The organism is Streptomyces sp. TAA040, from assembly GCF_000424845.1.
On record NZ_AUKR01000006.1, the window covers coordinates 118,585 to 142,624 of the forward strand.

Sequence of the window (24,040 nt, forward strand, 5' to 3'; positions counted from 1 at the left end):
CCTGCCGTCAACGTGTGACTGATTCGTTCCGCGGCTCCGGTGCGTGCCGCGGTCCGGAGCCTCTCCGCAGCGCGCGCAGTCCGCGCAGCCCGAGGGCCCCGATCGCCGTGCCCAGCACGAAGGAGGTGATCGCGAGGAGCAGGTGCACCCAAAAATACCCGGTGGGATCGCCGGCCTCGTCGAACGCCAGCCCGCTGGCGTCTTTCCACAGGTTTTTCGCAAACGTCACCCACAGGAACCAGGACCACGCCCCGAAGGCGAGCAGGAACCAGGAGACCCCGCGGCTGAGCATCATGCCCCCAGTATGGGCACCCGCCGCGCGGCCGGTCCGGGCCGGGGCCGCCTGTCGGCGGAGGTGCGTACGCTCCGGTCGTGAGCGGACGCGGGCCGGTCACCGGCGACGAGAGCACTGCGCTGCGCTCCAGACCGGACCGGCACCGCGACGCGGTCCTGTGGAAGCTGGAGGGCCTGGGCGACGAGGGGCCTGCGCAGGGCCGTCGCCCCCTCGGGCACCAACCTGCTGGGCCTGGTGAAGCACCTCGCCGCGGTCGGGTCCGGCTGGTTCTGCGAGACCTTCGGCCGCGCCGTGGAGCCGCTGTGGTGCGAGCCCGAGGACGACATGCGCGTGGCGCCGGACGAGAGCACCACCGAGATCCTCGCCTTCCACGCCCGCGCCCGTGCCGCCGCGGACCTCGCGTTCGACGAACTGCCCCTCGACGTCCTCGGCACCGCCTGGTCCAACCGGGGTGCGAACGGCTGTTCACCGGCGCAGCCGCCGCGGTTCACCGCCGCTCGGCGGGCGCGTGCACGCTGCGAGCCATGAAGCAGCGCAGCAGGCTCCTCGTCCTGGCCATCACCGCGGTGCTCGGCGCCACCGCCCTGTCCTGGCTGGCGATGCCGCCGAGCGGCCGGTGAGCCGGTACGCCCCGTTCGACGTCGGTGTGCCTGTCAGCACTCGGTGCCGTCGGCCGGTGCTTCGCCGTCGAGCAGGTAGCCGTGCACGGCCTCGGTGACGCACGGGTCCCCGGAGGTGTACGCGCCGTGGCCCTCGCCGTCGAGAGTGAGCAGCACTCCGACGTCCCCGCCCAGCTCGTCGGCCATCCTGCGGGCACCCTCGACCGGTGTGGCCGGGTCACCGGTGGTGCCGACCACCAGCACCGGGTCCGCACCGGGCGCGGAGACCTCCGGCGTCCTGCTCTCGCCCGCCACCGGCCAGGAGGCGCACCAGCCGGCGGTGTCCCAGCCCAGGAACTCGCCGAAGACCGGTGACGCCTCACGGAAGCGCGGCAACTCCTCGCGCATGTCCGCCACGGTGGGTCGCTGCTTCTGGTCGGCGCAGCCGATGGCGCGCTGCGAGTGGCTCTGGGTGGAGTAACGCCCCTGCGCGTCCCGGCCGTTGAACTCGTCGGCGAGGGCGAGCAGGGCATCGCCCTTTCCGTCCTCCGCGTCCTCCAGGCCCCGGGTCAGGTACTCCCAGCCGCTCTGCGAGTACAGCGCGGAGACGATCCCCAGCAGGGCCTGCGTCTCGCTGAGCACCCGCTCGCCCCCGGTGGGCAGCGGTTCGCGGTCGATGCGCGCGAGCAGGTCGGCGATGCGCTCGCTGCCGGTCTTCGGGTCCTCCCCGGTGCTCTCCAGGTAGTTCTCCAGCGCACGCTGGAAACCGATGGTCTGGTTGAGGGCGTGGCCGGTCGCGTCCGCCGTGGGGTCCACGGCGGCGTCCAGCACCAGCCGGCCGACCCGTTCGGGGAACAGGTGGGCGTAGGTGCCGCCGAGCTGGGTGCCGTAGGAGAAGCCGAAGTACGACAGCTTCCCGTCGCCCAGGACGCGGCGCATCAGGTCCATGTCCCGGGCCGCGCTCGTGGTGCTCACCCGCGGCAGCAGTTCCCCGGCCCGGCGCTCGCAGCCGGCGCCGAAGTCCGCCGCGTCCGCCAGGTACGCCTTCTCCTCGGATGCGGTGTCCGGGGTCATGTCGACGTCCTGCGCCGCGTCCAGTTCCTCGTCGCTACGGCAGCGGATGCCCGAACTGCCCGCCACTCCGCGGGGGTCGAAGCTGACCAGGTCGTAGCGCTCGCCCAGGATGCGGAACGCGTCGGCGAACGGGGGCAGTCCGGCCACTCCGGATGCTCCGGGGCCGCCGAAGTTGAACAGCAGCGAGCCGATCCGGTCGCCGGGATGCGTGGCCTCGGCGCGGATCAGCGCCAGGTCGAGTGTCTCGCCCTCCGGCTGCGACCAGTCCAGCGGAGCGACGAGCGTGGCGCACCGCCACCGCTCCCCGGGTTCGGGGACGCCCCGGCCGGGGGAGGAGCAGTCACCCCAGTCGAGCTGCTGGCCGGTCAGCTCCGCTGGCAGCGACGTCGGCGCGGGCGTGCCCGGGTCGCGCGCGTCCGCGCTGCCCGAACCGCTGCACGCGGTGAGCGCGAGCAGCGCCGGGAGCGCCGTCGCGCCGAGCACCCGGCCGCGGTGCCGCTCCCTCCGGCTCCGGCGCGCAGGAGCCGGAGGGAGCGGCGCCGCGGCCTCCGCCGGACGGGGCGTCCCCGGTGCGGTTCCCGGCTCTGTGGGCTGCGGCATGCACGTTCCCCCGACTGCTGTGCCCGCCGCGGAACGGGCGTGCGTGTGTGATCCGGACGGCACCCATCCTAGGGGCCGCACCGTGCCCCCCAGGCGCGCTCGCCCGGGGCCGCAGTGCGGCGCCGCGCCGTGGGGGCACGCGCGGGCGCACCGGTGCGCCGGGCACTCTCCCCCTCCGGGGAGCACCGCGTCCCGCGCCGTGCTCGCGCTCCCCGCCGACCGGGCCGGGAGGTCAGCCGAGCAGGTGGACGGCCTGGTAGTACGTCCGCGCGGTGCCGTTGCGGGCGGATGTGACGGAGCCGGTGTACGAGGTGCTCCTTCACCCGCGGCCGGGTCACGGCCCCGTTCCGGAGCCCCGCCCTCGCCCGCACCTCCTGAGCCCGTGCCCGCGCCGTCGCCCCCGGGGGCCGTACCCGGGCAGCCGTCCGCCGCCCCACCCCGCACACGCGCGGGAGGCCTCGGCGACCGTCCACGGTCGCCGGGGCCTCCCGGGAGCGGGGTGGGGCGACGGTCGTGGGACCGGCATCCCGACGGGTGTCAGAAGCGACGCGTGATCAGCGCCCGCTTGACCTCCTGGATCGCCTTGGTGATCTCGATACCGCGCGGGCAGGCGTCCGTGCAGTTGAACGTCGTCCGGCAGCGCCAGACACCGTCGCGGTCGTTGAGGATCTCCAGCCGCTGCTCGCCGGCCTCGTCGCGCGAGTCGAAGATGAACCGGTGGGCGCCCACGATCGCGGCCGGGCCGAAGTACTGGCCGTCGTTCCAGAACACCGGGCACGAGGAGGTGCACGCGGCGCACAGGATGCACTTGGTGGTGTCGTCGAACCTCTCGCGGTCCTCGGCGGACTGGTACCGCTCCCGGGTCGGCTCGTTGCCGGAGGTGACCAGGAAGGGCATCACGTCCCGGTACGCCTGGAAGAACGGCTCCATGTCGACCACCAGGTCCTTGAGGACGGTGAGGCCCTTGATGGCCTCCACGGTGATCGGCTTCTCCGGGTTGATGTCCTTGATCAGCGTCTTGCAGGCCAGCCGGTTGCGGCCGTTGATCCGCATCGCGTCCGAGCCGCAGATCCCGTGGGCGCAGGAGCGGCGGAACGTCAGGGTGCCGTCCATCTCCCACTTGATCTTGTGGAGGGCGTCCAGGACGCGCTCCTTGGGGTCGATCTCGACCTTGAAGTCCTCCCAGCTCGCCTCCGCGGCGACCTCCGGGTTGAACCGGCGGATCCGGAAGGTGGCCGTGATGTACGGCGAGTCGCCGGTGTCGGCGGGCCGGGCGTCCCCGGCCTTGTCCAGAGTGGGGGTGCTCATCAGTACGTACGCTCCATCGGCTGGTAGCGGGTCGTGACGACCGGCTTGTAGTCCAACCGGATCGACTCGGTGCCGTCGGCGCCGACCTCGCGGTACGCCATGGTGTGGCGCATGAAGTTGACGTCGTCGCGGTTGGGGTAGTCCTCGCGGTAGTGACCGCCGCGCGACTCCTTGCGGGCGAGCGCGGACACCGCCGTCACCTCGGCCAGGTCGAGCAGGTTGCCCAGCTCGATCGCCTCCAGCAGGTCGGTGTTGAAGCGCTTGCCCTTGTCCTGGACACCGACGTTGAGGTAGCGCTTCCGCAGCGCGGCGACCTCCTCGACGGCCTCCTTCAGCGTCTGCTCGGTGCGGAAGACCATGACGTTGCGGTCCATGGTCGACTGGAGCGCCTTGCGGATCTCGGTGGCCCGCTCGGTGCCCGGGTTGGCGCGCAGCCGCTCCACCTGCTCGACGACCTGCGCCGCCGGGTTCTCCGGCAGCTCGACGAACGTGGCCTTCTCGGCGTAGTCGGCGGCGGCGATGCCCGCGCGGCGGCCGAAGACGTTGATGTCCAGCAGCGAGTTGGTGCCCAGCCGGTTCGCGCCGTGCACGGAGACGCAGGCGACCTCGCCGGCGGCGTACAGGCCGGGGACGACCGTGGTGTTGTCGGCCAGCACCTCGCCCTGCACGTTCGTCGGGATGCCGCCCATCGCGTAGTGCGCGGTCGGCTGGATCGGGATCGGGTCCGTGTAGGGCTCGATCCCGAGGTAGGTCCGGGCGAACTCGGTGATGTCCGGCAGCTTGGCGTCGAGCTGCTCCGGGGGCAGGTGGGTGAGATCCAGGAAGACGTGGTCGCCCTCCGGACCGCAGCCGCGGCCCTCGCGGATCTCGGTGTAGATCGAGCGGGAGACGACGTCCCGGGAGGCGAGGTCCTTCATCACCGGCGCGTACTTCTCCATGAAGCGCTCGCCGTCCTTGTTCCGCAGGATGCCGCCCTCACCGCGGGCGCCCTCGGTGAGCAGGATGCCCATCCGCCAGATGCCGGTCGGGTGGAACTGGAAGAACTCCATGTCCTCCAGGGGCAGCCCGCGCCGCCAGGCGGCGGCCTGGCCGTCACCGGTCAGGGTGTGCGCGTTCGAGGAGACCTTGAAGAACTTGCCGTTGCCGCCGGAGGCGAAGATGACCGCCTTCGCCTGGAAGACATGGATCTCACCGGTGGCCAGGTCGTAGGCGACCACACCGGCCGTCTTGCGGACCCCGTCCACCTCGTTCAACAGCACGTCGAGGACGTAGAACTCGTTGTAGAACTCCACGCCCTCCTTGACGCAGTTCTGGTACAGCGTCTGGAGGATCATGTGGCCGGTGCGGTCCGCGGCGTAGCACGACCGGCGGACGGGGGCCTCCCCGTGGTTGCGGGAGTGCCCCCCGAACCGGCGCTGGTCGATGGTGCCGTCCGGTGTCCGGTTGAAGGGCAGGCCCATCCGCTCCAGGTCGAGGACGGCTTCGATGGCCTCCTTCGCCAGGATCTCGGCGGCGTCCTGATCGACCAGGTAGTCGCCGCCCTTGATGGTGTCGAAGGTGTGCCACTCCCAGTTGTCCTCCTCCACGTTCGCCAGTGCGGCGGCCATGCCTCCCTGGGCGGCGCCGGTGTGCGAACGGGTGGGATACAGCTTGGTGAGCACCGCGGTGCGGCTGCGCTTCGTCGACTCGATGGCGGCACGCATGCCCGCGCCACCGGCGCCGACGATGACGGTGTCGTACTTGTGGATCTTCATTGGCTCGGTACCTCAGCCCTCAGCGGATGTTCGGGTCGAAGGTGAAGATCACCAGCGTGCCCAGGAGGACGGTGAACACCGTCGCGGTGTACAGCAGCATCTTCAGCCAGAACCGGGTGTTGTCCCGCTCTGCGTAGTCGTTGATGATGGTCCGGAGCCCGTTGGCGCCGTGCAGCATCGCCAGCCACAGCATGATCAGGTCCCAGGCCTGCCAGAACGGCGAGGCCCAGCGGCCGGCGACGAAGGCGAAGCCGATCTTGCTCACCCCGCCGTCCAGCACGAGCTGGATCAGCAGGTGGCCGATGACGAGGACCACGAGCACGATGCCGGACAGCCGCATGAACAGCCAGCCGTAGAGCTCGAAGTTCGTCCTGGTGGACCGTGGCGTCCGGGCCGTACGGGCGCGGGGCGCCTCGATCACCGGTGCCGGGTTGTCCACGGAAGGTGCCGCGCCCTGCGGAGATTCGACGGACATAGGGTCATCAGCTCCCGAACAGCTCGTGGATGCCGTGCGACAGGACCGGCCAGAAGGCGCCGGCCATCAGCACGGTCCAGATGCCCATCACGGTGTACAGCATCTGCTTGTGGTACTTGGCGCCCTTCGACCAGAAGTCCACCGCGACGACCCGGAGGCCGTTCAGGGCGTGGAAGAGCACGGCAGCCACCAGGCCGTACTCCATCAGGGCGACGAGGGGGGTCTTGTAGACGGCCACGGTGTCGTCGTACGCCTCGGGGGAGACACGGACGAGTGCGGTGTCCAGTACATGCACGAACAGGAAGAAGAAGATGAGGACGCCGGTGACTCGATGAGCCACCCAGGACCACATGCCTTCCCGGCCGCGGTACAGCGTTCCAGCCGGCACGGAAAACCCTTCGGAAACGGGGACTGGGGCCTGCCGGCTTCAGTGTCGGTCGGCCCGGCCGGGTACGGTCCACCGGCCGCCGCCATGGTAGCGATGTGTGGTCGGAGCACGTACGCGGGGGGCGCCGATGTGATCAATCAGGCACGGAAGGGCTACGGACTGTGACGTCCCGTACCACCAGCCGCAGCAGTCGCCCCCGGGCCAGCCGCCGCAGCTCCTCGGCCGTCACCGCCCGTTCCTCGTCCGTGTCGTTGCCCAGCCGGTCGCGGAGGGCCGCCAGCATGCCGTCCAGCCGCTGCGAGGGCGGCAGCTCGTCCAGGCAGACCACGAAGGCGTGGCCGAAGCGGCTCTCATAGGCGGCCCGCGCCGCGCTCAGCGCGGTCCGGGCCGCGACCGCGACGGGGCCGCCGGCGACCGCGCCGGGCAGCTCCGCCGCGTCGCCCTCCCGGGTCGCCTCGGCGGCCAGTGCCTCGGCTCGGTCCGCGGGCGTCAGGTCGTACCCCGCCTCCTCGGCTGCGGCGAGCAGGGCCTCCGGGTCCGGGTACGGGCGGCACTCGGCCATCCGGCGCGCCCACCGGTGGCTGCCGCAGCAGGCCAGCAGCACGGCCTCCGCCGCCTCGGTGCCGGCCTGGTTGAGCCGGTCGAGCGGGGCCGGTGTGCTGTTCCGGGCGGGCAGCCGCGTCGGTTCCATGGACTCCTCGGAAGGGGGTGTGTCCCGCCGTCCGGGCCGCGGAGCGCTGCCCGGGCCCCGAGCGGGGCCCGGGTGCGAGACCGCGCGGTGCGGGAGCACCGGACCGCGGGGCGGCGCGCGGGGACGGAGCCCGGGGCGCGGGTTCACCCAGGGCGGCCGGGGCTGCGGGTCCGCAGCGGGTCGGGCTGCGGGAGGGGACATCGTCGAACGGCCCCACGGTAGCGAGAGGGCACCGCGAAGATCCACGGAGTGAGGGAAATTTCACCTGTACGGGAGGTTGATTCCATGTTTGGCTGACGGGTGAGGGGGACGTCGGTGACGTTCGGTGCCGCCTCGCTGACCGACTGCCGACGGCGGGCCGACGGCAGTCGGTCAGCGCCGGCCGGTGACGCGCGCGGCGGCCGCCCCCGGCCTACCGTGGCGGCATGTCCCCAGCTCACCGGCCCTCCTTTCCGCTCCTGGCGGGCGTACTGAGTGCGCTCCTCGTGCTGGCGGTGGTGATCGCCGTCGGGCTGCGTGGGCTGGCGGGCGGTTCGGACGGTGGGAACGGTTCGGGCAGCGCGGCGGACGCCGAACGGTCCGGCCGTCCCCGCGCCTCCGGGAACGGGCCGCAGGCGACCTCCCCGCCGCGGCAGGAGGTCCGGCCGTCGCCGCGGCCCCGGACCATCCCGGCGGTCCGCGAGTGGGAGCCCGCGCGGGGCCCCGGCTGGGAGCCGGACCCCGGCCGCCAGCGGGTGGTGGCCGACCCGGACGGCCCGCTGGCCGACGAGGCGCGGTTGCTGGCGGAGGAACTGGAGCTGCGGACCGCGGCGGGCCCGGCGCGCACCGGTGACGTGGAGCTGCTGCTGGACGAGGGCGTCGAGGGCGGTTCCGAGGCGTACGCCCTGGTGGTCGGGGAGGGTTCGGTGACCGTGCGCGGGAGTGCCGACGCCGGGGTCTTCTACGGGACGCGCACGCTGCTCCAGACCCTCCGGGACCGGGGCAGGCTGCCGGAGGGCACGGTGAGCGATCGTCCCGACCGGCCGCAGCGCGGTCTGATGCTCGACATCGCCCGCAAGCACTTCGACGCCTCCTGGATCGAGGCCCGGCTCCGGGAGATGGCCGACCTCAAGCTGAACCAGCTGCACCTCCACCTCTCCGACGACCAGGCGTTCCGGGTCGCGAGCGAGAGCCACCCGGAGATCGCCTCGGACCCGCACCTGACCACCGGGGAGGTGCGCCGGATCGTCGCCCTGGCGGAGTCGCTGCACATCGAGGTCGTCCCGGAGATCGACTCGCCCGGCCACCTGGGGGCGGTGCTGGACGCGCACCCGCAGCTGCGACTGCGGAACGCGGAGGGCGGAGCGGTGCCGGGCGCGATCGACATCGCCGACCCCCGTGCGGCACGGCTGGTCGACGGGCTGTTGGAGGAGTGCGCCGAGCTGTTCCCCGCGCGGCACTGGCACCTGGGCGGGGACGAGTACCCGGCGCTCGCGGCGCGCGACCCGGCCGCCCGGTACCCCGGGCTGCTGCGGGCCGCGCAGAAACGTTACGGCCCGGAGGCCGGGGTGCGGGACCTGGTGACCGGGTGGCTCAACGACCGCGCCGCGACGGTGCGCGAGCGCAACCGGATTCCCCAGGTGTGGAACGACGGGATGCACACCGGCGGCGCGGCCTCGCCGAGTGAGCCGCGCGAGGTGGCGTACTGGACGGGCAGGGAGACCGGCGCCCGGCCGCCCGTCGCGTACCTGTCCGAGGGGTGGCGGCTGGTCAACCTCAATGACGAGTACCTCTACTACGTGCTCGGCGAACCGCAGCAGTTCCGCTACCCCACCGGCGAGCGGATCTACCGGGAGTGGACGCCCGCCGTGCTGCGCGGCACCGGGGCGGTGCCGGAGCGGCTGGCGGGGCCGGACCGGATACTGGGCGGCCGGTTCGCGATCTGGTGCGACCTCGCCGGGGCGCAGACGGCGGAGCAGGTGGCGGACGGCGTCCGGATGCCGCTGCGGGCGGTCGCGCAGAAGCTCTGGGACCCGGGGGAGCCCCCGCTGAGCTGGTCCGGCTTCCGGGCACTGGCCGACCGGGTGGACTGAGCGCCCCGTCACCGGGGTTGCAGGGCAGTCCTTCGCCCCGCTCCGCCGTCCCCTCGCCACCCGAGCAACACGGAGGAGTGCGTACTCCTCCGTGTTCTCTCCCAGGGCTTGATCAAGTGAACCGTTCCGGGTTCGGTAGAGACATCAGCGGGGCGAGTTGACACATCACTCCGATGCCGGTTCGCAACACACGAGTTTCCGACTCGCCGAGCACCTGGACGCCGCCGCCATCGCGGCCTCGATCGGCTCCGTCGGCGACGCCTACGACAACGCCCTCATGGAGTCCACGATCGGCCTGGTCAAGGCCGAGCTGATCAAACCGGGACGACCCCGGAGGACGCTCTCCCCGGTCGAGCTGGCCACCGCGGAATGGGTCGACTGGTACTGCCGCCGCCGGCTCCACGGTGGAATAGGGCACATCCCACCGCCGAACACGAGACCCACTACTACTTCACGGCCACGAAACCCCAGGTCACAGCCACAAGCTGAAGACTCCACCGAACCCGGAACGGTTCACAACAAGGTCACCAACGACCCGGACGCGGGGGGAGAACCCTGTAGAGGTCTCCGCCAACGTTCGCCACCACTCACCGGGTTGCACCATGGCCCAGTACGGGCAGCGCCGAGTGGAGGGTGCCCTGAAGCTCGCGTCGGGGACGGCGCAGCGCATCGGCCTGGGGAGGATCGGTTGAAGGGCCGAACGCGTTGGTCACGGGGTTGGTCACGAGGGCACCCCGTGCACCGGATATTGCCTGGTCAGGGTGATGGACACAGCGAAGACGGCCGAGGTCGCCACCCCCCACAGGAGAGACCCCGGCCGTCGTCGAGTACGGACTGCGCAGGCAGATCCGTACTCCCTTCAGCGCCGGGCCCCCGAAATCTGTTACTCGGCGGCCGGACCCCGGTATCCGGCCGCCATCTGCACGTTCTTATGCAAGTACAGATGCAAGTACATAACGTCTCCGGCTGACCATGGACGCGGGTGCGCGGGAGGCCGTAGCGTGCTTCACATATCGACGGGTAGTCGAAAGTTGAACAGACTCGATTGAATGGTCGGCCCGGCCAGGGGTGCGGCTCATGACCACTTCGCGAAGTAGGGCAGGACGAAGCGTGCAGGGGGACGAGGCGGAACTGACCGCCGCGGTGCGTGCGGCGCAGGAGGGTGACGAGACGGCCTTCCGCGCCGTCTACCGTGCCGTCCAGCCCCGGTTGCTGGGGTACGTGCGCACGCTGGTGCCGGAGGCGGACGCCGAGGACGTGGCCTCCGAGGCCTGGTTGCAGATAGCCAGGGACCTCGGGCGGTTCCACGGGGACGCCGACCGCTTCCGGGGATGGACGGCGCGCATCGCCCGCAACCGTGCGCTCGACCACATCCGGGCCCGGGGCAGGCGCCCGGTCTCCAGCGGCGACGAGAGTGAGCTCGTGGTGCTGCCGGCCGCCGGGGACACCGCGGACCAGGCGCTGGAGTCCCTGGGTACCGGCCGTACGATGGCTCTGATCGCACAGCTGCCGAACGACCAGGCGGAGGCCGTCGTCCTGCGCGTCGTGATGGGTCTGGACGCCAAGAGCGCGGCCCAGGTCCTGGGCAAAAGAGCGGGTGCGGTGCGGACCGCCGCGCACCGGGGGCTGAAACGACTCGCGGAACTGCTGGACGGTCCAGGGGACCCCGAACCAGCGGACGACACCATTCCAGTTCGGCCGCAGGACCAGGTGCGGGGTGTGACGGAAAAGGTGGCGCGGACGCTGAAGGAAACGTGATGGCCGACGACCGGTACAGCTGGCTGGACGAAGAGGCTGCGGAGCGTCTGCTGCGCGGTGAGCCTGCCGACTCCGCGTCCGGATCGGACTCCGCGCCCCTCGCCTCGGCCCTGCACTCACTTCGCGCGGAGTGCCGCCCATCGGACGAATCCGCTGGTGAGGACGCTGCCACCGCCGCGTTCCTGGAGGCCCGCGGGCAGCTCCTGCACAGCGGCGGCCTGGAGTCGCGCAGCAGTGCCGGGCGCCGGGCGCTGCGCCTGACGGGACGCCCGCTGCGGGCCGGGTTCGCCGTCGCCCTGGCCGGTTTCACCCTGGGCGGCGTCGCAATGGCAACGACCAACGGAGTGCTCTCCACTCCCTTCGGCGGCGGTGGCACGAGTGCGGGCCCGGTGCCCGGGGCCGGTCCCACCGGTGCGACCGGAGTCGGCCCCGCCGGTTCCGGGACGTCCGGCTCCTCCGCCGTGCCCGACGGTGCGACCGGCGACTCGCCGTACCACCGGACGGACGCGGGCCCCTCGGGTGACGTACCGGCCGGCAGCCGGGGGGCCGAGGAGCGCGGCGCCGGAGAGCGCACCCGGGACGGCGCCGAGGCCGACCCCGAGGGCTACCTGCCGTTGACCCCCGGGATACCAGGCGGTCCGGGAAAGCCCTCCGGTGACTCCGTCGGTGCGCTCTGCGCCGGCTACCTGGACGGCATGATGCCCGCTCCCGAACGGACCAGGCTGGAGACGCAGGCGGGCGGCGCCGCCGAGGTGACACGTTTCTGCACGGAGCAGGACGGCCCCCGGGGTGAGGGCCCCGGCGAGGGCGGTGACGAGGTCGAGGGCGGTGACGAGGTCGGCGGCGGTGACGAGGTCGGCGGCGGTGACGGTGAGTCCGGTGACGGCGACGTCGAGGGCGGTGACGAGGTCGGCGGCGGTGACGACGGCGGTTCGGCCGGTCCCGGCGAGGGGGACGGCTCCTCGGGCCCCGGTGCGGGCGGTGGCTCCGACGGCGGCTCGGGAAGCCCCGGCAGCGGCAACGACCCCGGGGGCGGCAGCGGTTCGCCGGAGCCCGGTGAGGGTGGCAGGGACGGCCTCGGCGACGACGGGGACCCGGGCGACGGGGACGCGAACGGCACGCCCGCTCCTTCCGGGAGCCCACAGCCCTCGGAGCCGGGCTCGGCCCCGGGGCCCGGGTCGCCGGACTCCTCCGCGACCCCGGTGTGACACTTTCCCGGGCCAGGGCGCAGTAAGGAATGAGCCGACTGGTCATCGGCGAGCGCGCCACCCGGGGTTCCCCCCGTACCTGCGGGTCGCGCGACGGCGCGGGCGGGATACGTTCCCCCGATTCCGCCCGCGCCTTTCTCCTTCCGTCGAAGGCGGAGCAGCTGCCGCCACGGAGCAACCTGCGCTGCGGCGGCCCCGGTCGGGGGCGGTCCGCACCTCGCGGTGCCGGGTCGGCTGCGTCAGCCGGACCGGCCGCGTCAGTCGTGCACGACGACCTTGTCCCCCGTGCGCACCGCGTCGAAGACCTCGACCAGCTTCTTCCTCTCCCGCACGTTGACGCAGCCGTGCGAGGCGCCGTCGTACCCGGTCGCGGCGAAGTCCGCGGAGTAGTGGACGGCTTGACCGCCGCTGAAGAACAGCGCGAACGGCATCGGGGTGTCGTACAGCGTCGAGTGGTGGTCGCGGCTCTTGAAGTCCACCTTGAAGGTGCCCTCGCGGGTCGGGGTGTACTGCGAGCCGAACCGGACGTCCATCGCCGAGACCACGCGGCCGTCGATCATCCAGGCCAGGGTCCGGCTCTCCTTGCTGATGCAGAGCACCCGGCCGGCGCGGCAGCGCTCGTCCGGGGTGCCGAGCGGCAGACTCGTCTGCGGGTGGAGCTGCTCCCGGGTCGGCTGCTGCGTGCGGGCCCGCAGCGCCCGCCATGTGGCGTCGTCCACGGTGCCGTTCTGCGCCAGCCCTGCCCGCCGCTGGAAGTCGGTGGCCGCGGTCGCCGTCACCGGTCCGTAGTAGCCGGTCGGGTTGCGCGGGAAGACGTCGGCCTGCTGGAGCCGTGCCTGGGCCTCCCGCACCGCCTCGCCCTCGGAGCCCTGTGTCAGCAGAGGGCCGCCGGGGGCGGCCGGTCGGGGCGGCGGTGCCGGGGGCCGGGGAGTGCTCGGCCGGTCCGCGGTGGCCGACGGACTCGGTGGTCGGCTCTCCGGTGACGCGGGCGCCGCCGTGTCCGGCCGGGCGGCGGGCGGCTCTCCGTCCTCGGGCGGGGCGCCGGTGTCCGCCGCGGGGCGGCCCTGCTTCTCCTCGGTCCCGTACGCGTCCGGTCCCCTCGTGGTGCTGCTCCGGTCCCCGGTGCCGAGCGGGGGATCGGCCGTCGCCCTCGCCTCGCACCCCACCGCCAGCGCCAGCACGCCGACCGAGGCCATCGCCCCCCACGTCCTGCCGTGTCTTCCCGCTCTGCTCGCCATTGCCGTAGGCCCCCTGCCCGCTCGTCCGGTCGATCGACCGGTCCCGGGCGCCCTGCGGTGTGCCCCGCCCCGGCTCGTCCGGGGTGGACGCCCTCCCGCTGGTATCGGTTCCCCGGCCCGCTGTGGTCCACGCGCCGACACGCCGTGCGCCGCGCCGCGGGTGCCCGGGGGAGTCCGGGCCTGGCCCGGTGGGTACCCGCCCGGGTGCCGCGCGGGGCCCGGTTCGGGCAGGTCGGCGGAAGGGCGGCTCCGCACGGTGCGACCGGCCACGGTGCGCGGAGGTGGGGCGCGGAGGCGCGGAGCGCGTACACGAGCTTTCGGGCAAATAAGTATGACTTTCTTTGGCTCCGGCTTGAATACGTCATACCTATGGGGTTGAGTGGGGACCGCAGTCGGGTCGACGGGTACAGCGGAAGTGCGAGGTTCGGGACATGGATGCATCGCGTGTCGTGGTCGTCATGGGTGTGACCGGGACGGGTAAGACGACGGTCGGCCGCAGGCTCGCCGAGGGGCTCGGTGTCCCCTACGCGGAGGCCGACGACTTCCACTCGGAGGCCAACATCGCCAGGATGAGCGCCGGGAAGCCGCTGAAGGACGAGGACCGGGTGCCGTGGCTCGACGCGATCGGCGCCTGGGCGGCCGGTCAGGCCGGTCAGGGCGGCGTGGTGAGCTGCTCGGCCCTCCGCCGCGCTTACCGTGACCGGCTCCGCGCTGCCGCCCCCGAGCTCTTCTTCGTCCATCTTGTCGGGGACCGGCGGCTGATCGCGGACCGGCTGGCCGGCCGGCAGGACCACTTCATGCCGCCGACGCTGCTCGATTCCCAGTTCGCCCTGCTGGAACCCCTCCAGGAGGACGAGGCCGGCGCGGCCGTGTCGGTCGTCGACCCTTCCGAGACGGTCGCGGCCCGGGCGCAGGAGGCCGTCGCCGCCGCGCCGCCGCCCTCCGCGTCCTGAGCCGCCCGGCCCCGACCGTGCGGGCGGTCGGGGCGCCGCACTGGTGGGTCGCGTTCCGCCGCTCGGGGCGCGTCCGGCGGTCCGCGCGTGGAGAAACCGTGCCCGAACGGGGCATACTGCAACAATCCGCGTCATGATCGACACAATTTTCCGTGCCCGCAGGAGCCTGGTGGCCGGTTCGGCGCTGCTCGTGCTCGCCGCCACGGGTTGCGGCACGCAAGAGCAGGACAGCTCCGACCGCTCCGAGAAGAGCCGCGGCACCACCGCCGCGGCTCTCGCGCAACCGCTGACCTTCCACCGGGTCGCCGCCTTCACCGCCGGCGCCTGCCCGGAGGGGTCGGCTGCGCCCGGCACCGGGGCGGAGGAGGAACCGGCGGCCGACGGTGCCGGGGTGCCGCTCGCGGTGCCGGACCGCACCGGGGACAGCTGCTTCTCGCTGGAGCCCGCGGCCTTCACCGTCGACCGGCTCGCCTCGGCCCATGCCGTGGACAACACCGCGGCGGGCCTGGGCTGGACCGTCCAGCTCCGCCTTGCCGAGAAGGACGCCGGGCGCCTCGCCGAGCTCAGCGGCGCGGCTTCGGAGGAGGCGCCGCCGGCCGACCGGATCGCGGTGCTGCACGGTGAGCCGGAGAACCGCCGGGTGCTGACCGCCGCCCAGGTCGAGCGGCCCCTCACCAGCGGTCAGTTGCAGATCAGCGACGGCTTCGGCAAGCGTCGCGCCGAGGAGCTCGCCCGGCAGCTCGGCGGCCGCGGCTGAGGGCCGTGGCGCGCCCGCTCCCGGGCGCCACCCCCCCCGGCGTCGTGAACGGCCTCCCCGGGCCCTCCGGGTGCGTCGGCGACCCCGCCGTGGCGCGGAGTGTTCCGCCTTTCGTGACGCCGCGGTCCCCTTTCGGCAGCGAACCGGGACCGGACTGTCCGTCCGCCTGCCGGTAGGCCTCCCCGCCCGCTAGGTTGCTGCTGCCAGTAACGGGACGGTGCCGGTGGGTGCCAGAGGGAGTGCGTATGAGCGGCGGCGGGGGATGGGGCCCGGGCCCGTACGGTCCGGGTCCGCAGGGTGGCGGCCACCCACCGGGTCCGTACGGGCCACCGCCCCACGGGCCACCGCCCCACGGGCCACCGCCCCAGGGCCCGTACGGACCGGCCCCCTACCCGCCGGGGCCGTACGCACCGGGCCCGTACGGGCCGTATCCGCAGGGCCCGTACGGGCCGGCGTCCTGTCCGCCGGGATACGTGCCCGGGCCGCACGGGATTCCGCCGCAGCGGGGGCCGCAGCCCCCGCCGAGGAACCAGTGGCGCACCTGCTGCCTGCTGTGGTTCTTCGTGCCGCTGTGGCCGCTGCTGGGCACCTCGCACCGGGTGGCCCGCAAGCTGTTCGGGGCCCGGCCCACGGACCGCATCACCGACAGGGCGGTACTGACGGTCCAGCGCTGGCGCGCGCTCGTCGGTGTGCTCTCCGCCGCCCTGTTGATGTGGTCGTACGCCTGGACGGGCACCGAGGACGCGGCGGGCGAGGTCGTCCAGAACGGCGCTACCCGCCTGTTCCTCGTGCCGCTGGCCATACTGGCCACCGGGCCGATCGCCGTTGCGGTCTTCATCCGGCTGACCCCGGCCGCGGGCCGGGCGGCACTGCGCGGCCGGCTGCGCGGACCGCTGATCCAGGTGGCACTGTTCTTCGGCATCGTCCTGGTGATGATGGGCACGGCCTGGCTCGCCGGTGCCACCGCGCCGACGCCGGAGCAGCAGGACGACGTAGTCGTCACCATCCGCTACGTCCTCCTCGGCTTCGCCTTCCTCTGGTTCGTGGCCCTGTTCCTCTATGCCTGCTTCTACGGCGGCCGGAGCGCCTTCCGGATCGGGGTGATCCACCCGGCCCTGCCCGCGGTGCTCACCGTGGCGGTGGTCTGGGAGATCGCGCTGCTGGAACTGGTGGCCCTCGTCTCGGACGGGCCGGAGGGAGCTCCGGTCTGGTTGCGCTTGCTGCTGGTCTTCGGCGGTCCCACCACGGTCACCCTGGCGGCGCTGTGGGAACTGCACCGGCTGCGCACCCGGCACCACATCCGCATCCGCACCTGACCCGCCCGCCGGGCTCCGCCTGCCTCCTGCCTCCTGCCTCCTGCCTCCGGGCCGTCCGCCGGGCCCCCGCCCCCGCACCGGGCGGCGTCAGCGCAGCGCGGCCCGGAGGGCGCGTGCCCGGCGGGCGGCCCGGCGCAGCGTGCGGTTGCGGGCGGCGCCGGTCATCGGGGCCGGCAGACCGCCGGGGAGCCCGAGCGCCGCCAGCCGCGCCCGGGAGACATGCCGGCGGACGAGGTCCGGCGGCAGCTCCGGCAGCGTCCGCAGCACCTCGGCACGCTGCTGCGGACCGAGCGCCGGCCGGTTGCAGTGGCCGACGACCCGCAGCAGCGCCGCCGCCGTACCGGTGCCGGGCGGCGGTTCGGCCCTGGGCGGTCCGGAGGGGCGTCCCCGGGGGAGGAGCGCGTCCAGGGCCGCTGCGACGACCGCGGCCGCGGGGTCGGCGGCGCGCCCCGTCCGGGAGCCCCGCCGACCGGGTCCGGTCCGGACGACGGGGAGTCCGTACAGAGTGTGGGCGACGAGCAGCGCGGTCGAGTCCTCGCCCAGCACGGCAGTCGGCCGAGCGCCGAAGAGGGCTTCCGCCGGCAGCAGTCCGTCGGTCGTCCGCAGGGTCACCCCGAGAGCCGCGGCCTCCCGCTCCAGTGCGGGCCGCAGTCGCAGCGCCTCGGCCGGCGAGGCGGGCACGAACAGCGCCGTGGGCCCCGCCGCGCCACCGGAACCGGCGGACGGCCCGGTCGGCGCCGCCTCCCGGACCCGCCGGAGCTGTGCGAGCGCGGCCTCCGGGCCCCCGCCGTCCGGCTGCGGCACCACCACCGCCCCCGCCGCACCGGCGTCCGCGCCGCAGTCGGCGAGGGCCGCGCGCACCTGCTCCGCCGCCACCGCCGCACAGGGGACGGCGAACTCGTCCAGCAGCAGCGGCGGTACGCCGGGCAGCAGGTCCGGGTGGAGCAGCAGGCGCACCCGGGTGCCGGTGGCGGTGTCCGGCCTCGCGGCAGCCGGGGCGTACGCCTCGGGCCCCGCCAGGACCACCACGGGTGCGTCCGCGAAGATCCGGGCCATCGGGTGCAGCGGCGAGTGCGTCACCAGTTCCACGGGGCCGTCGCCCAGCTCCCACAGGGAGCGCAACTGCCGCTCCCACAGAGGGGCGTCGTCCTCCCGCGGCTGCCAGGACGCCGGGTGCAGCGGACGGATCGCCGCGTCGAGGGAGAGCACCCGGTCGAAGCGGTCCCGTACGGCCCCGGGCCACGCGGACGGCCCGGGGGAGGTCCCGGGCACCCCCGCCGTCCCGCCGACGACCAGCACCCGGACGCCGTCGTCGGCCAGGTGCCCGTCGCGCAGCGCGGCGATGTGGAGGGCCGCCTCCCGCAGCGAGCGGGCGACGAACAACCGGGTCGTCCGTACGGGCCGCCCGCCGGACGGCCGCCCCGCCGCGGCGGTTGCCGGGCCTGTGCCGCTCATGCCGCCACCTCCGTACGGTCGGCTCCCGCGGGACGGCGGCGCAGCCGGCGCAGCCGGACGGCGCGCGGGGCGTCCATGGAGTCGAGCGCCTCGTCGACCAGGTCGGCGGGCAGCCTGCGCAGGGCGTCCGCACCCAGCGCCCGGGCCCGGCGGGCGACCTGCGGCTGGTAGCGCGCGTTGACGAGGTGGTGGTGGATCACCGCGCAGTAGGTGCGGACCGCCTTCGGCAGCAGGGCCGCCGCCTCCGGGTCCTCCGCCGTTTCCGCGATCAGCAGGTCGAACGCACGGACGAAGTCGAGTTGCCGGTCGTCGCCGATCTGGGTCAGCGAGGAGGCGACACCGCGGCGGTAGAAGGTGCCGAGCAGCCCGACCACGGCGAAGGACGCCGCCTCCCGATGCAGCCGCCAGATCCAGGGGCGCTCCTCCGCGGTGCGCAGTTCGGGGTGGAAGTGCAGCAGGCCGCGGTCCAGCAGCGACCGCCGGTAGGCCCCCGCCCAGGCGTAGGAGTAGTCGACGCAGGTGGTGCGCCCGGCCGGCAGAATCGCCGTCCGCGGGTCGAGGACCGTACCGCGGCGGCCGTGCGGCACCCGCGCCACGGTGCGCCGCGCACCGGTGCACCGGACGTGGTCGGTGCGCACGAATTCGCAGCCGAGCTCCTCGATCGCGCCGAGGAGTTGTGCGCAGTGGCCGGGGGCAAGCCAGTCGTCGCCGTCCAGAAAGGTGAGGAACTCACCGCGGGCCGCGTCCAGCCCGCTGTTCCGGGCCGCGGCGATGCCGCCGTTCCGCTCGCGCGGGACGAATACCGCGCCGGGAAGGCTTTCCGCCGCCTTTTCCAACAGTTCCCGCGTGCCGTCCGTCGAGCGGTCGTCGACCAGCAGGAACTCGTGTGCCGGATCGGCGTTGGCCCGCAGGCTGCGCAGCACGTCGGGAGCGAAGGAGCGCACGTTGTAGAACGGCACGATGACCGAGAGCTTAACCACGCAGGGGACATTAGACGGCCATTCGGCAGCCGGAATTGACGACCGGCGTCCGCCGGGTGAACTGCACGTGGAACCGTGGTGAACTGCGCTCTCCGCCGGCCCGGTTGGCCATGTGTCGAGACGCTGTTAACCGTCTGTTGTGTTTCCGTTGGGCCGACCGGTCCCAATGCTTTCTAGCGTCTTGGACGTGCCCTCAAGCAACTCACCCGGCACCGACGGACGCCCGCTGCGCGTCGCGGTGCTCGCCGACTCCGACACCCGCTGGAAGTGGGGTGCGCTCACCGCGCACCGCCTCGCCCCGGACGCGGTGATCGACGGCCTGCTGCTGAACGGCCGGGCCACCCCGACCGCCCGGCAGCTGGACGAGGTCGGGGTCCGCGCCGCCTCGATTCGGGAGGTCACCGCGGCCGAGTTCCTCGACGTCGCCGGCCCGACCGCCGCTCCGAGCGGCGACGCCACCGGGGGAGCGCCCGGTTACGACCTGGTGGTGCTCGCCTGCGTCGGCGGCACCGTGCAGGCCATGCTGCACGGCCTCGGACACCGGTACCGGGCCGCAGCTCCCGCCGGCCGCCGCCCGGTACTGGTCACCGGCTACGTGGGCGTCGTCTACGAGAAGCTCGCCGACGGTCTCCTGCTGCGGCACGGAGCCGACCTCCTCCTTGCCAACTCCGCCTTCGACGCCGAGCGCTTCCGCCAGGTGTACGCGGGGGTCGGCGCCGGGACGGAGGCCGTGGTGGAGTGCGCCCTGCCCTTCCTCGGCGGCGCCCGCTACGCCCCGGCGGCGCCCGGGGAGCGGCCGTTCACCGTCACCTTCGCCGTGCAGCCCTCGGTGCCGGCGAGCCGCGCCGACCGGCTGCACCTGCTGTGCCGAGCCGCGAGGCACGCCCGGAAGCATCCCGACCGCGAGGTACTGATCAAGCTCCGCAGCCGGCCGGGCGAGCACACCACGCACATCGAGGAGCAGCCCTACCAGAAGCTGGCCGACCGGCTGCCGGGCGGCATGCCCGTCAACTGCCGCCTGGTCTACGGGCACATGGGCGAGGTGCTGGAACGCACGGACCTCCTGGTCACGGTCAGCTCGACCGCCGCGCTGGAGTCGCTGCACCGGCACATCCCCACCGCCGTTCTCACCGACCTCGGCATCCGCGAGGCCCTCGGCAACCACCACTTCCTCGGCTCCGGCTGCCTCGCCTCCTGGGACCAACTGGACGCGGGCCTGCTGCCGGAGGCCGACCCGGAGTGGACGAGGTACCAGGGCGTCACCTCCGACGGCCCGTACGAGGCCGCGTACGACGCCGCCCGTAAGCGCGCCAGCGCACTGCTCGGACGCGAGGAGCTGCCCCCGGTGTCGCCGTACTACACCTCCGTGACCGCGTCCGGCTACCTGCCCGGTGTGCTCGCCCGGCACGGCCTGGCCCCGGACGGCTCGCTGCGTGCGGGTGCCGCGCCGCAGCAGGTCTCCGCGGTGCGCCGGGCCGCACGGGACGCCCTCCGCAAGGCTGCCCGCGGCGCCTACCGGCACGGGGTGCAGCGGGTGGCGCCGGTCATCCGCCGGATGGGGCAGCTGTGACGCCCCCGCCCCCGCCGCCCGCGAACGGGCCCCCGGCGACCTCCCCGCCCCCGCCCCCGCCCGCGCCCTGCGAGCACCGGGCCCCGAAGCAAGGAGCCGCAGTGCCTCCCACCGTCCTCGCCGTGATTCCCGCCAGGGGCGGCTCCAAGGGCGTGCCCGCGAAGAACCTCGCGCCCGTCGGGGGCGTGCCGCTGGTCGCCCGCGCGGTGCGGGAGTGCCTGGCCGCCCGGCACGTCACCGATGTGGTGGTCTCCACCGACGACCCGGCCGTCGCCGCCGCGGCACGCGGCGCGGGCGCCGGGGTGGTCGAGCGGCCCGCCGCGATCGCGGGCGACACGGCCACCAGCGAGGCGGCCGTCCTGCACGCGATGGACGCCCACGAGGAGCGGACCGGCGCCTCCGTCGAGGCGGTGCTGCTGGTGCAGTGCACCAGCCCGTTCCTGACCCGGCAGGACGTCTCCGCGGTGGCGGAGGCCGTCCTGGTGGACGGTGCCGACAGCGCCCTGGCCGTGGCACCCTTCCACGGCTTCCTCTGGCGCGCCGCCGGCGCCTGCGCCGAAGCCGCCGGTGCCTCCTCGAAGGGCCCGGCCGCCGAGGCCGGCGGGTTCGGCGTCAACCACGACAAGGCGTTCCGGCCGCGTCGCCAGGACCGGCCCCAGGACCTGCTGGAGACGGGTGCCGCCTACGCCATGCGCGCCGATGGCTTCCGAGCCGCCGGCCACCGCTTCTTCGGTCGCACCGAGCCGGTGCCGACCGACCCCGCGCGGGTGCTGGAGGTCGACGATCCGCACGACCTCGCCCGGGCCCGCGCACTGGCGCCCCTGCTCGACACCCACCGCGCGGACGCGTTGCCGTCCCGGGCGGACGTCGACGCGGTGGTACTGGACTTCGACGGCACCCAGACCGATGACCGGGTGTACGTCGACTCCGAGGGAAGGGAGACGGTCGCCGTGCATCGCGGCGACGGTTTCGGCATCGCCGCGCTCCGCCGCGCGGAGCTGAAGATGCTGATCCTTTCCACGGAGCAGAACCCGGTCGTCGCCGCGCGGGCCCGCAAGTTGCGGATCCCCGTACTGCACGGCATCGACCGGAAGGACCTCGCGCTGAAGCAGTGGTGCGAGGAGCAGGGCATCGCGCCGGAGCGCGTGCTCTATGTCGGAAACGACGTCAACGACCTGCCGTGTTTCGGCCTGGTCGGCTGGCCGGTCGCGGTGGCCGGTGCTCACGACGTCGTACGCGGCGCAGCCCGCGCAGTCACCTCCGCCCCCGGGGGCGGAGGCGCGATCCGCGAGATCGCCTCGTGGATTCTCGGCCCCACTCTTGAGAAGTAAGGAACCCCAGCCATCATGACTGCACACGACTCCGCCAACCGGCTGCGTACTCTCGGTGCCAAGACCGCAGGTCCCGGCCGTCCGGTCTATGTCACCGGTGAGATCGGCATCAACCACAACGGCGACCTCGGCAACGCCTTCGCCCTGATCGACGCCGCCGCCGAGGCCGGCTGCGACGCGGTCAAGTTCCAGAAGCGCACCCCCGAGATCTGCACCCCGCGCGACCAGTGGGACATCGAACGGGACACCCCCTGGGGCCGGATGACCTACATCGACTACCGGCACCGGGTCGAGTTCGACGAGGACGGCTACCGTGCCATCGACGAGCACTGCCGCGAGCGGGGCATCGACTGGTTCGCCTCCCCGTGGGACACCGAGGCCGTCGCCTTCCTGGAGAAGTTCGACGTCCCGGCCCACAAGGTGGCCTCCGCCTCGCTGACCGACGACGAGCTGCTGTGCGCCCTGCGCGCGACCGGCCGCACCGTCATCCTCTCGACGGGCATGTCCACCCCGAAGCAGATCCGGCACGCGGTCGAGGTGCTCGGCAGCGACAACATCCTGCTGTGCCACGCCACCTCCACCTACCCGGCGAGGGCCGAGGAGCTCAACCTGCGGATGATCCACACCCTGCAGAACGAGTTCCCCAACGTGCCGATCGGCTACTCGGGCCACGAGACCGGCCTCCAGACCACGCTCGCGGCGGTCGCGCTCGGCGCCGCGTTCGTCGAGCGGCACATCACCCTGGACCGTGCGATGTGGGGTTCCGACCAGGCCGCTTCGGTGGAGCCCGGCGGGTTGCAGCGGCTGGTGCGCGACATCCGCACCATCGAGGCCTCGCTCGGCGACGGCGTGAAGAAGGTCTACGACAGCGAGCTGGCCCCGATGAAGAAGCTCCGCCGGGTCAAGGGCGTGGTGGTCGAGTCGGCCGAGTCCGGCCGTGAGCCCGCGGCCGTCTGAGATGAGTCGGTCCGAGGAGGCCCCCGGCACGGGCACCGGCTCCGGTGCCCGTGCCGGGGGCACCCTTGCCTTCGTGGAGAGCCCGGTCCAGCTGCTCAACGTCCTGGAGTGGGCGCACACCGCGCCCGGCGACCCGGAGGGGCCGGGTGCCCCGGGCGGCCTCACCGTGGTGGTGCTGTCGCCGGGCGACCCGATGAGCCGCGGCCAGTTGCGCCGGATGGCGAAGCTGGCCCGCGAGGAGGGCCACGTGGTGCAGTGGGCCCAGGCCAGGGAGGGCGCGTTCGCACCGTTCCGCACGATCGGCTCCCTGGTGCGGCCGATGCGCAGGGCGCGCCGGATCGTGGTGGGCGATCCGTTCTCGCGCTACGTGCAGCTGCTGCTGACCGCTGCCGGGAGCGAGGCGGCCCTCACCGTCGTGGACGACGGCACCGCCACCATGGAGTTCGTCGCCCAGCTGGCCGGTGGCGACAAGCGCTTCGTGCGCTGGCACCGCAAGGGCGCCGGGGGGTTGCGGTCCCTGGCGTTCGCCCCGGTCTCGGCTGCCGCGCGCCGTCGGCTCACCCCGGCCGGACACCGTCCGGTCGAGGTGTTCAGCGCCATGCCGGTCGAGGCACCGGGCCACGTGCGGATCACCACCAACGCCTTCACCTGGACCCGGGAGCGGTTCGGCCCGCCGCGGCTGACCCGCAGTACCGACCTGGTCGGGACCTCGCTGGTGGAGACCGGGGTGGTGGACGCCGACCGCTATCTGACGGCCGTCGCGGCCCTGGCCCGCCGGCACGACGTCACCCGCTACTTCGCGCACCGCAGGGAGAGCCCGGAGAAACTGCACCGGGTCGCTGTCGAAGCCGGTCTCGAAGTGGTCCGCCCCGACCTGCCGCTGGAGCTGGTCGCCCGGCGCGGGCCGATCGGGCGGATGATCCTCAGCTTCCCGTCCACCGTGGTGCACACACTGCCCCTGGCACTGGTCGGCACCGAGGCCAAGGTCGCGGTCTGCGATGTGGACCCCGCATGGCTGACCGACCACGCCTCGCCGCGGGCCCAGAGCTTCCTGGACGGGGTCACCGGGACGGCTCGCGACGTCCACCGGCTCGCCTCGGTGCCCGCGACCCCCTGAACGGCGCCGAACCTGCCGGAACCCGCCGATATCGCAGCAGGGAGAACCTGACGACATACCCAATCGAGTATGCTCGTATGCACGGGTCCTTGGTGAATTTCCCCCCTGGGTGGCTCAACTTTTCTTGATCGGTGGCCGACCGGC

Annotated in this window: 22 protein-coding genes; 12 read left to right on the forward strand and 10 right to left on the reverse strand. The window is 73.5% G+C overall.

Translation table 11 applies throughout. The annotated features are described in order from the left end of the window. Nucleotides 1–7: 7 nt before the first annotated feature. Nucleotides 8–295, reverse strand: coding sequence for an SCO4848 family membrane protein (locus tag H300_RS0106230; RefSeq protein WP_028426749.1), 288 nt, complete (start codon nucleotides 293–295; stop codon nucleotides 8–10). A gap of 234 nt (nucleotides 296–529) precedes the next feature. Here H300_RS0106230 and H300_RS29145 point away from each other — a divergent pair, with 234 nt between their 5' ends. Beyond that, complete coding sequence (locus H300_RS29145) at nucleotides 530–823, forward strand: mycothiol transferase (RefSeq protein ID WP_051269567.1); 294 nt, start codon at nucleotides 530–532, stop codon at nucleotides 821–823. Between the two features lie 125 nt (nucleotides 824–948). Here the strand turns inward: H300_RS29145 and H300_RS25265 are convergent, their stop codons facing one another. From H300_RS25265 to H300_RS0106270, 6 genes are all read right to left on the reverse strand, one after another. Next, complete coding sequence (locus H300_RS25265; RefSeq protein WP_078515748.1) at nucleotides 949–2,568, reverse strand: alpha/beta hydrolase; 1,620 nt, start codon at nucleotides 2,566–2,568, stop codon at nucleotides 949–951. Between the two features lie 537 nt (nucleotides 2,569–3,105). Continuing rightward, nucleotides 3,106–3,876: a succinate dehydrogenase iron-sulfur subunit gene (locus H300_RS0106250; RefSeq protein ID WP_028426750.1), complete on the reverse strand. Its 771-nt coding sequence runs from the start codon at nucleotides 3,874–3,876 to the stop codon at nucleotides 3,106–3,108. After that, nucleotides 3,876–5,630: a succinate dehydrogenase flavoprotein subunit gene (gene sdhA, locus H300_RS0106255; protein ID WP_028426751.1), complete on the reverse strand. Its 1,755-nt coding sequence runs from the start codon at nucleotides 5,628–5,630 to the stop codon at nucleotides 3,876–3,878. The genes H300_RS0106250 and sdhA overlap by 1 nt, the downstream gene beginning before the upstream one ends. A gap of 19 nt (nucleotides 5,631–5,649) precedes the next feature. Then, the gene (locus H300_RS0106260) at nucleotides 5,650–6,105 is read right to left on the reverse strand and encodes a succinate dehydrogenase hydrophobic membrane anchor subunit (protein WP_028426752.1); all 456 of its coding nucleotides are present in this window, start codon (nucleotides 6,103–6,105) and stop codon (nucleotides 5,650–5,652) included. Nucleotides 6,106–6,112: 7 nt separating this feature from the next. After that, complete coding sequence (sdhC, locus tag H300_RS0106265) at nucleotides 6,113–6,493, reverse strand: succinate dehydrogenase, cytochrome b556 subunit (RefSeq protein ID WP_028426753.1); 381 nt, start codon at nucleotides 6,491–6,493, stop codon at nucleotides 6,113–6,115. A 133-nt stretch (nucleotides 6,494–6,626) separates the two neighbouring features. Beyond that, nucleotides 6,627–7,184, reverse strand: a complete 558-nt coding sequence (locus H300_RS0106270; RefSeq protein WP_028426754.1) for a 2-oxo-4-hydroxy-4-carboxy-5-ureidoimidazoline decarboxylase — start codon at nucleotides 7,182–7,184, stop codon at nucleotides 6,627–6,629. 425 nt (nucleotides 7,185–7,609) lie between these two features. Here H300_RS0106270 and H300_RS0106275 point away from each other — a divergent pair, with 425 nt between their 5' ends. From H300_RS0106275 to H300_RS29150, 4 genes are all read left to right on the forward strand, one after another. Then, a complete protein-coding gene (locus H300_RS0106275) occupies nucleotides 7,610–9,256 on the forward strand; it encodes a family 20 glycosylhydrolase (RefSeq protein ID WP_078515749.1) in 1,647 nt (548 codons plus the stop codon). A gap of 157 nt (nucleotides 9,257–9,413) precedes the next feature. After that, nucleotides 9,414–10,226: an integrase core domain-containing protein gene (locus H300_RS29815; RefSeq protein ID WP_078515750.1), complete on the forward strand. Its 813-nt coding sequence runs from the start codon at nucleotides 9,414–9,416 to the stop codon at nucleotides 10,224–10,226. Between the two features lie 107 nt (nucleotides 10,227–10,333). Then, entirely contained in the window at nucleotides 10,334–11,014 is a 681-nt protein-coding gene (locus tag H300_RS0106285; protein ID WP_486583578.1) for an RNA polymerase sigma factor, read from the forward strand. Continuing rightward, on the forward strand, nucleotides 11,014–12,222 hold the full coding sequence (locus H300_RS29150; RefSeq protein WP_028426758.1) for a hypothetical protein: 1,209 nt from the start codon (nucleotides 11,014–11,016) through the stop codon (nucleotides 12,220–12,222). Before H300_RS0106285 ends, H300_RS29150 begins: the two co-directional genes overlap by 1 nt. Before the next feature lie 257 nt (nucleotides 12,223–12,479). Here H300_RS29150 and H300_RS25275 read toward each other — a convergent pair whose 3' ends face one another. Then, nucleotides 12,480–13,418, reverse strand: a complete 939-nt coding sequence (locus tag H300_RS25275) for a L,D-transpeptidase family protein (RefSeq protein ID WP_106966715.1) — start codon at nucleotides 13,416–13,418, stop codon at nucleotides 12,480–12,482. Nucleotides 13,419–13,891: 473 nt separating this feature from the next. Between H300_RS25275 and H300_RS0106300 the strand changes: the two genes are divergently transcribed. The 3 genes from H300_RS0106300 (at nucleotide 13,892) to H300_RS0106310 (ending at nucleotide 16,486) form a co-directional block, all read left to right on the forward strand. Beyond that, on the forward strand, nucleotides 13,892–14,413 hold the full coding sequence (locus tag H300_RS0106300; RefSeq protein ID WP_028426759.1) for a gluconokinase: 522 nt from the start codon (nucleotides 13,892–13,894) through the stop codon (nucleotides 14,411–14,413). A 133-nt stretch (nucleotides 14,414–14,546) separates the two neighbouring features. Further along, a complete protein-coding gene (locus H300_RS0106305) occupies nucleotides 14,547–15,170 on the forward strand; it encodes a SecDF P1 head subdomain-containing protein (RefSeq protein WP_158678326.1) in 624 nt (207 codons plus the stop codon). 473 nt (nucleotides 15,171–15,643) lie between these two features. After that, entirely contained in the window at nucleotides 15,644–16,486 is an 843-nt protein-coding gene (locus H300_RS0106310; protein ID WP_158678327.1) for a hypothetical protein, read from the forward strand. A gap of 87 nt (nucleotides 16,487–16,573) precedes the next feature. Here the strand turns inward: H300_RS0106310 and H300_RS0106315 are convergent, their stop codons facing one another. Together H300_RS0106315 and H300_RS0106320 are read right to left on the reverse strand one after the other, a co-directional pair. Continuing rightward, complete coding sequence (locus H300_RS0106315; protein ID WP_051269578.1) at nucleotides 16,574–17,941, reverse strand: hypothetical protein; 1,368 nt, start codon at nucleotides 17,939–17,941, stop codon at nucleotides 16,574–16,576. Beyond that, nucleotides 17,938–18,921, reverse strand: a complete 984-nt coding sequence (locus H300_RS0106320) for a glycosyltransferase family 2 protein (RefSeq protein WP_028426763.1) — start codon at nucleotides 18,919–18,921, stop codon at nucleotides 17,938–17,940. The genes H300_RS0106315 and H300_RS0106320 overlap by 4 nt, the downstream gene beginning before the upstream one ends. A 166-nt stretch (nucleotides 18,922–19,087) precedes the next feature. On the opposite strand from H300_RS0106320, the gene H300_RS0106325 reads away from it, so the two are divergent. From H300_RS0106325 to H300_RS25280, 4 genes are all read left to right on the forward strand, one after another. Continuing rightward, nucleotides 19,088–20,491 carry a DUF6716 putative glycosyltransferase gene (locus H300_RS0106325; RefSeq protein ID WP_078515752.1) on the forward strand — a complete coding sequence of 468 codons (1,404 nt, stop codon included), beginning with the start codon at nucleotides 19,088–19,090 and terminating at the stop codon, nucleotides 20,489–20,491. Nucleotides 20,492–20,592: 101 nt separating this feature from the next. Further along, nucleotides 20,593–21,822: an acylneuraminate cytidylyltransferase gene (locus H300_RS0106330; RefSeq protein ID WP_028426765.1), complete on the forward strand. Its 1,230-nt coding sequence runs from the start codon at nucleotides 20,593–20,595 to the stop codon at nucleotides 21,820–21,822. Nucleotides 21,823–21,837: 15 nt separating this feature from the next. Beyond that, nucleotides 21,838–22,779 (forward strand): N-acetylneuraminate synthase family protein, encoded by a 942-nt coding sequence (locus tag H300_RS0106335; protein ID WP_028426766.1) that lies wholly within the window; start codon nucleotides 21,838–21,840, stop codon nucleotides 22,777–22,779. Nucleotide 22,780: 1 nt separating this feature from the next. After that, on the forward strand, nucleotides 22,781–23,896 hold the full coding sequence (locus H300_RS25280) for a hypothetical protein (RefSeq protein WP_051269580.1): 1,116 nt from the start codon (nucleotides 22,781–22,783) through the stop codon (nucleotides 23,894–23,896). Nucleotides 23,897–24,040 lie beyond the last annotated feature (144 nt).